The sequence below is a fragment of the Candidatus Krumholzibacteriia bacterium genome (assembly GCA_029865265.1).
GTDB lineage: Bacteria > Krumholzibacteriota > Krumholzibacteriia > WVZY01 > JAKEHA01 > JAKEHA01.
This window is the reverse complement of record JAOUHG010000007.1, coordinates 68,394-80,545: the sequence shown is the minus strand read 5'-3', so window position 1 is coordinate 80,545 and position 12,152 is coordinate 68,394. Positions and strand designations below refer to the sequence as shown.

Here is a 12,152-nt window from a genome sequence, read left to right as displayed (position 1 = left end):
GCGAAGTGTCGTTCTGGACCCGGTTGTTGCGGGGATCGGCCGGAGATCTTTACCATCGCGGCATACAGCTCTACAACGAGGGGAACTACGACGAAGCCGTGCAGGTGCTGGAGGAGGTCGTCGAGGACGGCATCCGCCGGGCCAACCCCTACGCCAAGCTCGGGGCGTTCTACGCCGCGGAGGCCCACGCCCGCATCGGCACCGCCCACCTGCACCGGGGTGAGATGGGGGGCGCCCGTCAGCACTTCGCCCGTGCGCTGGACGAGAACCCGCACTATCCCGACCTCCACTACTACCTCGGCCTGGTCGAGCACCAGGAGGGGAATCTCGAGACCGCCATCGAACACCTCCGGCGCGCGGTCGAGTTGAACCCCCAGTACGCCGAGGCCACCTGTCTGCTCGGCATTGCCCTCCACGACGCCGGCTTCTTCGACCGCGCCAGCGAGAGCTTTGGTCGTGCGCTGGAACTCGTGCGCAGCACGCCCAACCCGGTCAGCCGCATCTTCGTTGAGAAGCTGGAGGCGCGCGCCTTCGACCTGCCGGTTCTGCAGGAACTGCGCGAGATGGTCTCGGATCCCGAGGGATACGCGCAGTCTTTGCGCCAGGCCACCAATGCGTTCAACCGCGGGGAGTACCACCAGGCGGCGCAGTTGTTCCAGTCCGCGCTGGATCGGCATCCGCACTACGCCGATCTGCACGCGCGGCTTGGCCTGGCGCGAATGGAGAACGGGGAACTGGATACCGCCCTGGACGCATTGCGCCGCGCGCTGGAAATCAACCCCAACTACATCGAGGCGCGCTACTACCTGGGGGCCGCACTGTTCCGCCGCGGCGACTACGACACCAGCGTGGAAGAGCTGGAGCGCACGGTGGGCGAGCAGGGCAGCTACGCCGACGTGCATTGCCAGTTGGGGCTGTCGCGCCTGGCACTGGGTGACTTCGACGGCGCGCGCTCGGCGCTGGCGCGCGCGCTGGAGATTTCACCGGGTTACGCGAAAGCCCACTACCTCGCGGGGCTCGCGCTCTACGCGGCGGGCATGACGGCGGAGGCGGCGGCGTCGCTGCGCCGCGCGGTCGAACTCAGGCCCGACCTCTCCGCCGCGCGCATCGATCTCGGCGTGCACGCGCTGCGCGAAGAGCGCTGGAGCGAGGCCGCGGCCGAGTTCGAGGCCGCCCTGGGCGCCGCGCCCGGCCACGCGGACGCGATGTGCCTGCTGGGAACGGCGTTTCTGGGCATGGACCGGGCGGAGGAGGCGGTGCGCTGCTTCGATGAGGCGCTTGCCCTGAATCCGGGTTACGTGGATGCGCGCAAGAAGCTCGCGCTGGTGCACTACCTGGCGGGCGACTGGGAGGCGGCGGAGGTGCAGATCGATGCGGCGCTCGAAGCCCAGCCCGACTTCGCCGATCTCCACAAGATCCGCGGCGACATTCTGCTCAAGCGGGGCGATGTGGCGGGGGCGCACGACGCGTACGCCGGTGCGGCGGCCATCAATCCGGACTATTCGGACGCCGTGCTGGGGCTGGTGGTCACGCTGCGCCGCGATGGCCGGGGCCGCGAGGCGGACGCAACGTTGCGGCGGTTCATGGCGCGCCATCCGCACGACGTGATGGCACGCACCCTCCTCACCGTGGACAAGATCCCCATCCCCGACGCATAAAAAAAGAAAGGGTTCCCGAGGGCCCGGCGCCGTAACTTCGTGGAACGGGATACAGGAAGAGGAAACTTGTCCCCGAACTAACAGGCCGTCGATGCTCCGAGAATCCTTTCGACTTGAGTCTAGCCACGTTACTCCCCTCCGTCAACCGAGCCCCCCGAGATTTACCCCCCGGGCACGGGCGGATGCTATCGCGGACTGATGGGTCCGCAATCCCAACGGCGTTAGTTCACATGCCGGTACGGTGCGGTGCTTCCAGTCCTGCGTGAAGGGGAGGGGCAATGAAAAACGGCGCCCCGATTCCTCGGGCCGCCGTCATGCGCGGAGCAATCCTGCGTGCCGCCGCTAGATGACCTTCTTGATCTTGCCGGTGCGGATGCAGGCGGTGCAGACGGACGCGGTCTTTACGCGACCGTCGATCTCAACCCTGATCTTCTGCAGGTTCGGCAACCAGCGACGCTTGGTCAGGTTGTGCGCGTGACTAACTTTGTTGCCCACAGTGGGGCCCTTGGCGCATACGGCGCAGCGACGGCTCATTCCATGTACCTCCGTTATAGACCCTGGAACCGGGGTTGGCTTACCATACCAGAGCCGAACGCGTAAGGCAAGGAGTTGTCGATGGTTCAGGAACGAGCCCGCCCTGCGGCCCGCCGGCCGCCCCCCGCCCTCGAGGACGCCTGCCAGTACCTCAAAGGGGTCGGGCCCGCGCGTGCCCTCAACCTTCGCCGGCTGGGCATCGAGAATGTCAACGACCTCTTAACTCACTTTCCCAGAACCTATTACGACCGCCGGCAGCTGGCCGCCATCGCGCGCCTGCAGCCCGGCATCGAAGAGACCTTCGTGGCCCGCGTGCTCAGCGTCACCCAGCGCGGACCCTTTCGGCGCCGGTCCATCCTCACGGCAGCGGTCGGTGACGACACCGGCATCGTGCAGGTGGTGTGGTTCAACCAGCCGTACCTGGCGAAGCATCTCAGACCGGGCCGGGAGCTGGTGGTGAGCGGCCGGCTCACCTTCTTTCGCGGGCAGCGGCAGGTGGTGAACCCGGAATTCGAATTGCTCGGCGAGGAGGGAGACGAATCGCCGGGGAAAATCGTTCCGGTATACCGCCTCACCAGCGGTGTCACCCAGCGCTACCTGCGTTCGGTGATGGCGAAGGTGCTCGACACGCACGCCGGTGCGGTGGCGGAGACGCTGCCGCAGCAGCTGGTGGACGAGTATCACCTGCCCTCGCGCATCGCTGCGCTGCGCGCCATGCACTTTCCCGACGACGAGGACGCGCGCGAACGGGCGCTGCAACGTATGAAGCTCGAGGAACTGTTCTACATGCAGCTCATCCTCTCGCTGCAGCGCGCGCGGCGCATGGAACAGGCGGCCCGCCCGCGTCTGGCCACCGCGTACGAACTGGAGCGGCGCTTCATCGAGGCGCAACGTTTCTCCCTCACCCGTGCCCAGCAGCGCGTGCTGGACGAGATCCACGCCGACCTCGCCACGCCGCACGGCATGAACCGCCTGCTGCAGGGAGACGTCGGTTCCGGAAAGACCATTGTCGCGGGTGCCGCCATGCTGGCCGCGGTGGAGGCGGGCCACCAGGCGGCCATGATGGTCCCCACCGAGATCCTCGCCATCCAGCACTTCCGCACCCTGGTGCCGCACATGGAGCGGCTGGGCGTGCGCATGTCGCTGCTGGTGGGCTCGCTCAAGGCGCCGGACAAGAAGCGCGTACACGCGGGTCTCAAGGACGGGAGCATCCAGATGGTGGTGGGGACGCACGCGCTGATCCAGTCCGACGTCGCCTTCCGCCGCCTTGCGCTGGCGGTGATCGACGAGCAGCACCGCTTCGGCGTGCGTCAGCGCGCAGTGCTGGCGGCGCAGGATCCGCACATTCTGGTGATGACCGCGACGCCGATTCCGCGCACGCTGGCGCTCACCGCGTACGCCGACCTCGACATCTCGGTGATCGACGAGATGCCGCCGGGACGCGCGCCGGTGAAGACGCGGGTGGTTCCGCCCGAGAAGCGGGAGTCGATGTATGCGTACATCCGTGAGCGCCAGGCGGCCGGGGAGCAGGCCTACCTGCTGTACCCGCTCATCGAAGAGACCGAGAAGCAGGACATGGAGGCGGCGGAGGGGGCCTTCGCCGAACTGTCGGCCGGGTTGCTCAAGGGCGTGCCCATGGCGGTGCTGCACGGGCGCATGACCATGACCGAGAAGGACGAGGTCATGAACGCGTTCAACGCCGGCGTTGTGCGCGTGCTGGTTTCAACCACGGTGGTCGAAGTGGGGGTCCACGTGCCGCAGGCCACCATCATGGCCATCCACCACGCCGAGCGGTTCGGCCTGTCACAACTCCACCAGTTGCGGGGCCGCGTGGGGCGCGGGGGGCGCGAGGGATTCTGTTTTCTGCTGGTGGGTGACGGTGCGTCGCCGGAGGCGATGGACCGCCTGGGCGTGCTGGTGCGCGAGGCGGACGGCTTTCGTATCGCCGAGGAGGATTTGCGCATCCGCGGACCCGGCGAGTTCCTGGGAACCCGCCAGCACGGCGTGCCCGGTTTCCGCGTGGCCAACCCGCTGCGCGACCGGGCGCTGGTGGAGCGGGCCAGCGCGGCGGTCAAGGCCCTGCTGGACGCGGACGCGCGGCTCGGGAGCTCCGACGGCCGCCGCTGCCGGGACCACCTGCGCGCCGTGCTCTCCGAGGACGTCGCCGCGGGTGCATTCGCGGTCTCGTAGCGTTACAATCCGAATTCGGTGTCGATTCTCCGGTGGAGCGCTCCGCGCCGGAGCGGCTATGTTGCCCCGCGAACACGAACGCGGAGGGATTGCGATGAACCAGACCATGCCCAATACCCGGGAAATGGAGCGCGCGGTTTTCGCGCGCGATGCGTCTTATGACGGTGTCTTCGTGCTCGCGGTGCGCACCACGGGGATCTTCTGCCGGCCCTCGTGCCCGGCGCGCAAGCCGCTGCCCGAAAACATCGAGTACTTCGCGAGCGCCCGTGACGCCATCTTTGCGGGTTACCGCGCGTGCCGCCGCTGCCGGCCCATGGAAGCCGCGGGGGCGGCGCCCGAATGGATTCGCGGCCTCATCGACCGCGTGGAGGAAGACCCGGGTGCGCGCATCAGCGACGACGATATCCGCGCCATGCGGCTCGACCCGGCGCGCGTGCGGCGCTACTTCATGGAGCGCCACGGCATGACCTTCCACGCCTGGTGCCGCGGCCGGCGCATGATCGACGCCCTCACGGAGATCCGCGAGGGGGCGGGCATCGACGACGTCGTGTTCGAGCACGGCTACGAGTCGCACAGCGGCTTCCGTGACGCGTTTGTCAAGGCCTTCGGCACCGCGCCGGGGCGGGCGCGCGCGAGCGACGCCATTGCGGTCACCCTCGCCACCACGCCGCTGGGACCGATGATCCTCGGCGCGACGCCGCGCGCGGTGTGCCTGGCCGAGTACACCACGCGGCGCATGCTGGCCCGGCAGATGAAGATTCTCTCGCGGCGTTTCGACTGCGCCATCGTGCCCGGCGTCACCGACGTGCTGCGGCGCGCCAGCGCGGAGCTGGAAGAGTACTTTGCCGGCACGCGGCGCCGCTTCGAGGTGGCGCTGGAGGCGCCGGGTACGCCGTTCCAGGAGGCCGTGTGGGCGGCGCTGCTGCGCATCCCGTACGGAGAGACGCGCTCCTACGAAGATATCGCGCGCGAGATCGGCAGCGCCGCCGCGGTGCGCGCCGTGGGAACCGCCAACGGCATGAACCGCATCGGCATCCTCATTCCGTGCCATCGCGTCGTCAAGAAGAGCGGCGAGCTGGGTGGCTACGGCGGCGGGCGCTGGCGCAAGCAGGCGCTGCTCGACCTGGAGCGCGGTGGGCCGCAAACCACAACCCGGGAGTCATGACATGCACATCGCCCTTCGCATCGCCGCCCTCGTCACCCTCCTGGCCACCGGTGGCGCCACACCCGCGGGCACGCTCTCCCGCGATGCGGCCGTGTCCCAGCTGCTGGCGCTGCACCGGGAGGTGTTGGCCGCGCACCGCGCCGGTGACGCCGCGGCCATCGTGGCACGCGAGTCGGAAGACTACGTGACGTCCGGCCGCGGCGAGGTCACCTTCCCGACGCTGGAGGAACGCCGGCGGCAGTTTGGCGCCTACCTGGCCAGCACGCGCTTCGAAACCTACGAAGACCTCATCGAGCCGGTGGTGCAGGTATCGCCCGATGGCCAGCTGGGCTGGGTGATCGCGCGGGTGGGCGCGCGCGGCCTGCAGGAGAAGGGTGATGGCACCAGCGAGCGCGTCGAGTTCGTGTGCGCGTGGATCGAGTTGTACGAAAGCCGCGACGGGCGCTGGTTCCGGGTGGGCAATCTGGCCACGTTCGGACCGGAGGCAGAATCGGGGCAATGAAACGGGTTGCCGGGCTTCGCCCTGCGTCGTAGAATGCCCTGGAGCGGTGGAAGCCGCCGTGAACAAGGAGAAAATATCATGCGTTCTTTCATGCGGGTGCGTTCTCTCGCGCCCATTATGGCGGTGGTGCTGGTGTGCGGGGCCGCGGCGCTGCTTGCCTCGTGTTATCCGGGCGACAGCCTGACGGTGTCCGAGGCAGACGTCGTTGTCACGACATTCGACAACGCCGTCGATTTTGCGGACCTCACGAATTACGCCCTGGTGGATTCTGTCTATCACCTCGTGGGTGACGGCAAGGATGAAATCTCACGCGCCTACGACGCGCAGATGCTCGCGCAGGTCAGGAGCAACATGGATGGCCTGGGCTTCACCGAGGTGGCGGATACCAACGCCGCCGATGTGATCCTGGTGATGGCGGTGACCACCACCGAATACCGGGGCTACTATTCGTACGGGTGCTACTACTACTGCGGCTGGTACTACCCGCCCTACTGGGGATCGTACACATACACGATCGGCACCATCCTCATCAACATGGCGCGGCGCGATCCAGGCGCCAGCAGGGTACCGGTGGCGTGGCTGGCCGCGCTCAACGGCTACTCGGACAAGAACAGCAACGGGCAGCGCATCAAGAGCGGGATCAACCAGGCGTTCGCGCAGTCCAAATACCTCGGGGCGGGCAAGTGATGAGCAACAACTACAGGAACATGATGATGTTTGCGTTGGCGTGCTTGCTGATGCTCGGTTCCGTGAGCGGCGCCCGCGCGCAGGAGTGGTACGGCGCGGCGACCTGGCAGATATCGATTCCATCCGGCGACACCAAGGACTTCGTGAACAGCACGAGCTTCGGCGGCTTTGGTCTCGACTTCCGCAAAGTGGTCAAGCCCAAGACCACGGCCGGTTTCATGGCGGGGTGGAACATCTTCCACGAACGGCGCACCGGCACGGACGCCTTTGGCGACGTCACCGTGACCGGAACCCAGGACCGCTACATCAACGCGTTCCCGCTCATGGTGAACGTCCACCGCTACTTCGGTGAACGCCGGGGGACGCAGTTGTACATGGGCCTGAACGCTGGTGGCTTCATCGTCCTCCAGAAGTTCGCGCTGGGGGTCTGGGCGGTCAAGGATGACACGTGGGACTGGGGGCTCGCCCCCGAGGTGGGTGTCATTTTTCCGATGCAGTCCGGCGCCGGGTTCATGATCAACGCCCGCTACAACTGGTCGCCCACCGCGCAGGACCTTACGGGCAACGACGTGGATCTCACCTACTGGGGGATCAACATCGGTTTTGTCTGGGAGCAGTACTGATCGCGGCGGGATTTCCCGAAGCGGCAGCTTTTGCCAGTGCGGGCGGCGATCCCTCGGGGTCGGCCGCCCGCCTCTTTTCTTGCCCGGGGCAAGGGAACCCGCTGCTGGCGTGATATTTGCTGGGTAACGACCGGCGCCTGCCGGCCCGGCCGCATGGCAGCCGGGCCCGACACCGGGCCACGCCGCGGCCCGCGCGGCGCGCAAAGGCCGATTCCGAGCAACCGACGGGGTGATTGCGCGATGATCATTCAGTGCCAGAGCTGTGCGGCAAAGTACTTCCTGCCCGAGGAGAGGGTCCCGGACCAGGCGCTGAAGGTGCGCTGCCCGCAGTGCCGGGGTGTGTTCATGCTCGAGCCGCGCCCGGAGCCGGTTTCGGCCGGCGTGGCAGCCCCGTCAAAGAAGAAATCCCAACCCGCCGCCGCACCCGCCGCTCCCGAAATGGAAGCGCCGGCGCCGGCCGGCCGGCCCGCGACGGCCAAGCCATCATCGCGCCCGTCCCGCGGGGGACGAAGCCCCGAAGACCGGGCAAAGAGGTTGGCGCGCGTTCTCGTCTCAGATATTCTGTACTACAACCGCGAGCGCCGGGACGAAGCACTCGAGGACGGAACCCTGATGACAGCACTGGGCGAAGAGATCAAGAAGTCATGGGAACTCTACAAGGAAAAGGTCGGCCCGGAAGCTGCGCAGTCGACCAACTACTTCAAGGAAGCCTTGAACGAGATTCTGGCCGATGGCCAGGAAGTCTTCTGATTCACCCGCCGGTGCTCCCCCGGTGCTGCGCGCCATGAAGGAAAAGCGCGCCGTCTTCGTGGTCGCCGACGAGCCTGCCTACCTGGAGCAGGTCTTCTCCCTGTGCACGGACGCTCCCGCCGCCGCCGCACGCTTCTCGTCTCTCGATGCGCTCCTGACCGCCCTCGGTGAGTTCGAGCGCCTGCCCCTCGCATTCGTCATCCTCGTCTTCCGCCGGGGCGCCAACCTGGACATTCCCGCGCTGCGGCGCGTGCGGCTGGAATACCCGCAGTTGGTGATGATCGCGGTGCTGGGCGAGTGCGACCAGCAGAGCGCGCTGCGCCTGCAGTCCATCGGGGTGCACGGCATCCTGCTGCCGCCCTTCGAGCGCATCAGCCTCGGGCGCGAGATCGCCACCGCGGTTCCCAACGTGCCCAACTTCAAGCGCCACCCGGACCTGATGCGGCGCGCGAGTGTCCGCGTCGACTTTCTCATCCCCAGCGACCTCACCTACGTGATCGGCATCAACTACCATATTTCGAGCCTGCTCAAGGAGTTCGGCTACCCGCCGCAGGACACGCGCGTCAACATACCGCTGGCGTGCGACGAAGCCATCACCAACGCCATCGTCCACGGCAACGGCTCCGACCCCGACAAGCGGGTGGGCATTCAGATCTACGTGAGTCCCAACCGGTTTCGAATGCGGGTGCGCGACGAGGGCGCCGGGTTCAAGCTGGAGGATGTCTCCAACCCGACGCAGGGCGAGGCGCTGCTGCGCGCCTCCGGCCGCGGCGTCTATCTCATGAAGAACATCATGGATTCGGTGGAATTCAAGGAAGGCGGGCGCGTGGTGGAACTGGAAAAGCGCAACGGCGGGAACGGCAACGGCGGCGGGCACGCCTCGTGAACGGCTACTCCTGCCACTTCTCGCGCGCGAGCTTCTCGAGCATGTCGTCGATGGATCCCCAGATGCGCGCGTTCTGATCCGGCTCGAACAGGGCCTTGCGCACACGGCCGTACTGGTCCTTCTTCACGTAGCGAATCGACTTCATCGTTTCCATGGGTACGAGGATGTCCTTGCACGCCTTGACCTCGAGGGTCTTGCCGTCGAGGTTGGCGTTGGGGTTGTTGTCGGGATGCATTCCCAGGCCCCATCCGTGCGCAACCATGCTGCAGATGAGCGCGCGGAACGTGTTCTGCCCCTGGACCGTGTCCAGGTCGATCTGGCCGTCCACCTTTTCGGTTACGCCTTCGATAACCGGTACGAGCTTGTCCAGCACCGACTGGCTGACCTCTATGTTCAGCAGCCGGGCGAACATCTCCTTCATCATCTTCTCGACGACGCCCGAAGAGGTATTGCGGTTCTTCATGATTTCTCCACCTTGAGCCATTGAGTGCGTTCGAGGATGACGCCGAACAGTGCAAGAAACAGGCCCAATCCCACCAGGATGGCGGTCTTGGAGACGAAGGCGTTGATCACCGTGGCGATGATGGCGGTCGCTATATAGGTGGCTTTTATGAGCGCCTCGCGCGCGGCAAAGACACGCCCGGTAAACTGGGGCGGGCTCTGGCTCTGCATGAGGGTCTCGGTGACGATGAACACGGGGGAGAGTGCGCCGCCCAGCAGCACCGCCCAGATGCCCATGGGAATGAGCGATTCGGCCCGCCCCAGCCCGGCAATGGCGACCCCGCACAGGAGTGTGCCCACGGACACGGTCCGGTCGGCGATGACGCGGTTTCGGAACATCCCGATGATGGCCGAGCCCAGGATGAGACCCACGATGAACGCGGCGCCCACCTGGGAGAGGAAGAGGGTCTTGCCGGGGGGCGAGACCTCCTGGATGCGCGCGATGCCCACGATGCTGAGCGCCCCGCCCACCGCGAACAACCCGGCCTGGGCCACCAGGCTGGCGCGGATATCGCGGCTCTGGCGCAGCAGGTTTAGCGCGTCCGAGATGGACCGGGTGAAGAGACGGAACTCGCTGCGCACCGGATCGTCTGGAATCCGAACCGCCTGCAGCGCGGGACGGTGTGCGAACACGATTGGAACCATGAGCACCGCCGCCGCCACGTACAGGAGTGCGTCGGTGTAGAAGCTCGTTATCCACGAGTGGTAGTCGAACAACCAGCCACCCACCAGGAACCCCGCCAGCGTACCCCCGATGCCGAGGGCCCAGAAGACCGCGTTGGCCGACAGCAAACGTTCGTGCGGCACGATCTCGGGCAACAGTGCGGATCGGGTGGGCGCAAACACCAGGTCGAACATTGAGAGCAGGCATGCGGCCGCATAGAGCGTGTAGATCGAGCCGGTACGCAGGAACGCGGCCGGTACCGCGAGCAGGATCACGGCGCGGGCAAGCGATACGATGAGTATCGTGACCGGCTTGTGCCAGCGGTCGATCAGCGTGCCGGCCAGTGGCGTCAGCAGCAGGATCGGCACCTGCATGAAGAGGGTGAGCTTGAGCAACTCCACGCTCGAACCCGGCGCCAGCAGGCCCAGCATGCCGATCAGGGAGAACTGTTTGAGACGGTCCGCGGACAGGGCGGTCAGCTGGACTGCGCCGAAGAGGAGGAGCGTGGCATCACGACGTTTCGACTTCATGGGGAGAAGGCTGCGATGGTAGTCGCTGCATTCCTCGTTTTGCAAGCGCGGCAGCATATTGCACCCCGGGCGGCGGCCGCGACCCGCCCGGTTGGGGCCGCCGGACCCAACCGCATGTGGATACTGGCGTTGTGTGGGCAAGGGAGGGTGATGGTTGGCATGTTACTTGCCCTCTTCGCCAAGCCGGGGCGGCCAAATCACAGAGGCGCTTGAGCTTTCTCACCCTGGCCTCATGCAGCAAGTGCACTTTTCTGTGGGCCGCTCCGGCGACAAGACTCGCGGCAAACTCGACTTCGAGCAACATTGACGCGCAAGCTGGCGGGAAGGACGCGACGAACATGGTCGTGCTGAATTACACAGGCGGCGAGATCAACGCCAAGATCGTTTATTACGGTCCCGGGGTGAGTGGCAAGACCACGAATCTGGAGTATATCCACGAGAAGGCACCCGAGTCGGCCAAGGGCAAGATGGTCTCTATGAAGACCCAGACCGACCGCACGCTTTTCTTCGACTTCCTTCCCCTGGAACTGGGTGACATCAACGGGTACCGCACGCGGTTCCTGCTCTACACCGTTCCCGGCCAGGTGTACTACAACGCCACGCGCAAGCTCGTGCTCAAGGGCGTGGACGCGGTTGTGTTCGTTGCGGACTCGTCGCGCGCAAAGCTCGATGAGAACCTCGAAAGTCTGAAGAACCTCGAACAGAATCTCAACGAGCACGGGTTGACGCTGGACGAGATTCCCTGGGTGATCCAGTACAACAAGCGTGACATTCCCGACGCGATGACGGTCGAGGAGCTGGACGCGAAACTCAACCCACTGCGCGTGACCACCTACGAGGCGGTGGCCACGCTGGGTACCGGTGTCTACGAGACCCTGCACGGGATCTCCACCAGGGTCTACGGGGTGCTCAAGGAGCGCCTGGACCGCGAGGAAGCCGCCGGGCTTGCAGTGCCGGAACCGGCCGCGGAGACGCCCGCGGAAATCGTGACGCCGCCTTCGCAGCCCGCGGCAGCGCCCCGGCCCGCCGCTCCGGCCCCGAAACCGCAACCGCCCCGCGCCGCTCCGGCGCCAAAACCGGAGCCGCCCCGGCCCGCACCGGCGCCGAAGCCGGCACCCGAGTTTGCCGAGGTGTTCGCGGGGCCCGGAAAGCCCGCGATGTCCCCGCAGCCGGAGGACGGGGAGATCGAGCACGAGCACGAGGTGGATCACGCCATCGATTTCGCGTTGCGTGAGTCGCCCGGCCACGGGGGTGCGCCCGCGAAGCCGGTTGCCGCGAAGCCCGCGGCCCCGCGCACCAGCACGCCGCCGGCCCCGCCAGCGAAACCCGCATCCAGGACCGCCGCCGACCCTGACGACCTGTTCGAGGCGATTCCCAATTCCGGGTTTGACGAGGCACTCGGCCGCCTGCCGTCGCTCGACGAGGCGTCCGCGGCATCCGACACGGCGCGAGACGAGGGCCC

The 12,152-nt window shown here is 66.6% G+C and carries 11 protein-coding genes and 1 pseudogene; 9 read left to right on the top strand and 3 right to left on the bottom strand.

Annotated features, from left to right (window positions below):
* The first annotated feature begins 5 nt into the window (after positions 1–5).
* Complete coding sequence (locus tag OEX18_05235) at positions 6–1,658, top strand: tetratricopeptide repeat protein (protein MDH4336664.1); 1,653 nt, start codon at positions 6–8, stop codon at positions 1,656–1,658.
* 342 nt (positions 1,659–2,000) lie between these two features.
* On the opposite strand, the gene rpmB is transcribed toward OEX18_05235, so the two are convergent.
* Positions 2,001–2,192, bottom strand: a complete 192-nt coding sequence (gene rpmB / locus OEX18_05230; GenBank protein MDH4336663.1) for a 50S ribosomal protein L28 — start codon at positions 2,190–2,192, stop codon at positions 2,001–2,003.
* An 81-nt stretch (positions 2,193–2,273) separates the two neighbouring features.
* Between rpmB and recG the strand changes: the two genes are divergently transcribed.
* From recG to OEX18_05195, 7 genes are all read left to right on the top strand, one after another.
* Positions 2,274–4,382 carry an ATP-dependent DNA helicase RecG gene (gene recG, locus OEX18_05225; protein MDH4336662.1) on the top strand — a complete coding sequence of 703 codons (2,109 nt, stop codon included), beginning with the start codon at positions 2,274–2,276 and terminating at the stop codon, positions 4,380–4,382.
* A gap of 94 nt (positions 4,383–4,476) precedes the next feature.
* Positions 4,477–5,547, top strand: a complete 1,071-nt coding sequence (locus tag OEX18_05220; GenBank protein ID MDH4336661.1) for a methylated-DNA--[protein]-cysteine S-methyltransferase — start codon at positions 4,477–4,479, stop codon at positions 5,545–5,547.
* 1 nt (position 5,548) lies between these two features.
* Positions 5,549–6,049 carry a hypothetical protein gene (locus OEX18_05215; GenBank protein MDH4336660.1) on the top strand — a complete coding sequence of 167 codons (501 nt, stop codon included), beginning with the start codon at positions 5,549–5,551 and terminating at the stop codon, positions 6,047–6,049.
* Positions 6,050–6,127: 78 nt separating this feature from the next.
* On the top strand, positions 6,128–6,736 hold the full coding sequence (locus tag OEX18_05210; GenBank protein MDH4336659.1) for a DUF4136 domain-containing protein: 609 nt from the start codon (positions 6,128–6,130) through the stop codon (positions 6,734–6,736).
* Positions 6,736–7,359, top strand: a complete 624-nt coding sequence (locus OEX18_05205) for a hypothetical protein (GenBank protein MDH4336658.1) — start codon at positions 6,736–6,738, stop codon at positions 7,357–7,359. Before OEX18_05210 ends, OEX18_05205 begins: the two co-directional genes overlap by 1 nt.
* Positions 7,360–7,599: 240 nt before the next feature.
* A complete protein-coding gene (locus OEX18_05200) occupies positions 7,600–8,109 on the top strand; it encodes a zinc-ribbon domain-containing protein (GenBank protein MDH4336657.1) in 510 nt (169 codons plus the stop codon).
* The gene (locus OEX18_05195) at positions 8,090–8,995 is read left to right on the top strand and encodes an ATP-binding protein (protein ID MDH4336656.1); all 906 of its coding nucleotides are present in this window, start codon (positions 8,090–8,092) and stop codon (positions 8,993–8,995) included. Before OEX18_05200 ends, OEX18_05195 begins: the two co-directional genes overlap by 20 nt.
* Positions 8,996–8,999: 4 nt before the next feature.
* Here OEX18_05195 and OEX18_05190 read toward each other — a convergent pair whose 3' ends face one another.
* Both OEX18_05190 and OEX18_05185 read right to left on the bottom strand, forming a co-directional pair.
* Positions 9,000–9,458, bottom strand: a complete 459-nt coding sequence (locus OEX18_05190; GenBank protein ID MDH4336655.1) for a hypothetical protein — start codon at positions 9,456–9,458, stop codon at positions 9,000–9,002.
* Positions 9,455–10,690, bottom strand: coding sequence for an MFS transporter (locus tag OEX18_05185; protein ID MDH4336654.1), 1,236 nt, complete (start codon positions 10,688–10,690; stop codon positions 9,455–9,457). The genes OEX18_05190 and OEX18_05185 overlap by 4 nt, the downstream gene beginning before the upstream one ends.
* A 338-nt stretch (positions 10,691–11,028) precedes the next feature.
* Between OEX18_05185 and OEX18_05180 the strand changes: the two are divergent.
* A pseudogene (locus OEX18_05180) lies at positions 11,029–11,580 on the top strand (ADP-ribosylation factor-like protein).
* Positions 11,581–12,152: the final 572 nt, after the last annotated feature.

Excerpts from the sequence above, each read along its gene's own strand:
- OEX18_05195 (MDH4336656.1), top strand. The coding sequence starts at position 8,090 with ATGGCCAGGAAGTCTTCTGATTCACCCGCCGGTGCTCCCCCGGTGCTG.
- OEX18_05200 (MDH4336657.1), top strand. The coding sequence starts at position 7,600 with ATGATCATTCAGTGCCAGAGCTGTGCGGCAAAGTACTTCCTGCCCGAG.
- recG (MDH4336662.1), top strand. The coding sequence starts at position 2,274 with ATGGTTCAGGAACGAGCCCGCCCTGCGGCCCGCCGGCCGCCCCCCGCC.
- OEX18_05210 (MDH4336659.1), top strand. The coding sequence starts at position 6,128 with ATGCGTTCTTTCATGCGGGTGCGTTCTCTCGCGCCCATTATGGCGGTG.
- OEX18_05205 (MDH4336658.1), top strand. The coding sequence starts at position 6,736 with ATGAGCAACAACTACAGGAACATGATGATGTTTGCGTTGGCGTGCTTG.
- OEX18_05220 (MDH4336661.1), top strand. The coding sequence starts at position 4,477 with ATGAACCAGACCATGCCCAATACCCGGGAAATGGAGCGCGCGGTTTTC.
- rpmB (MDH4336663.1), bottom strand. The coding sequence starts at position 2,192 with ATGAGCCGTCGCTGCGCCGTATGCGCCAAGGGCCCCACTGTGGGCAAC.
- OEX18_05185 (MDH4336654.1), bottom strand. The coding sequence starts at position 10,690 with ATGAAGTCGAAACGTCGTGATGCCACGCTCCTCCTCTTCGGCGCAGTC.
- OEX18_05215 (MDH4336660.1), top strand. The coding sequence starts at position 5,549 with ATGCACATCGCCCTTCGCATCGCCGCCCTCGTCACCCTCCTGGCCACC.
- OEX18_05190 (MDH4336655.1), bottom strand. The coding sequence starts at position 9,458 with ATGAAGAACCGCAATACCTCTTCGGGCGTCGTCGAGAAGATGATGAAG.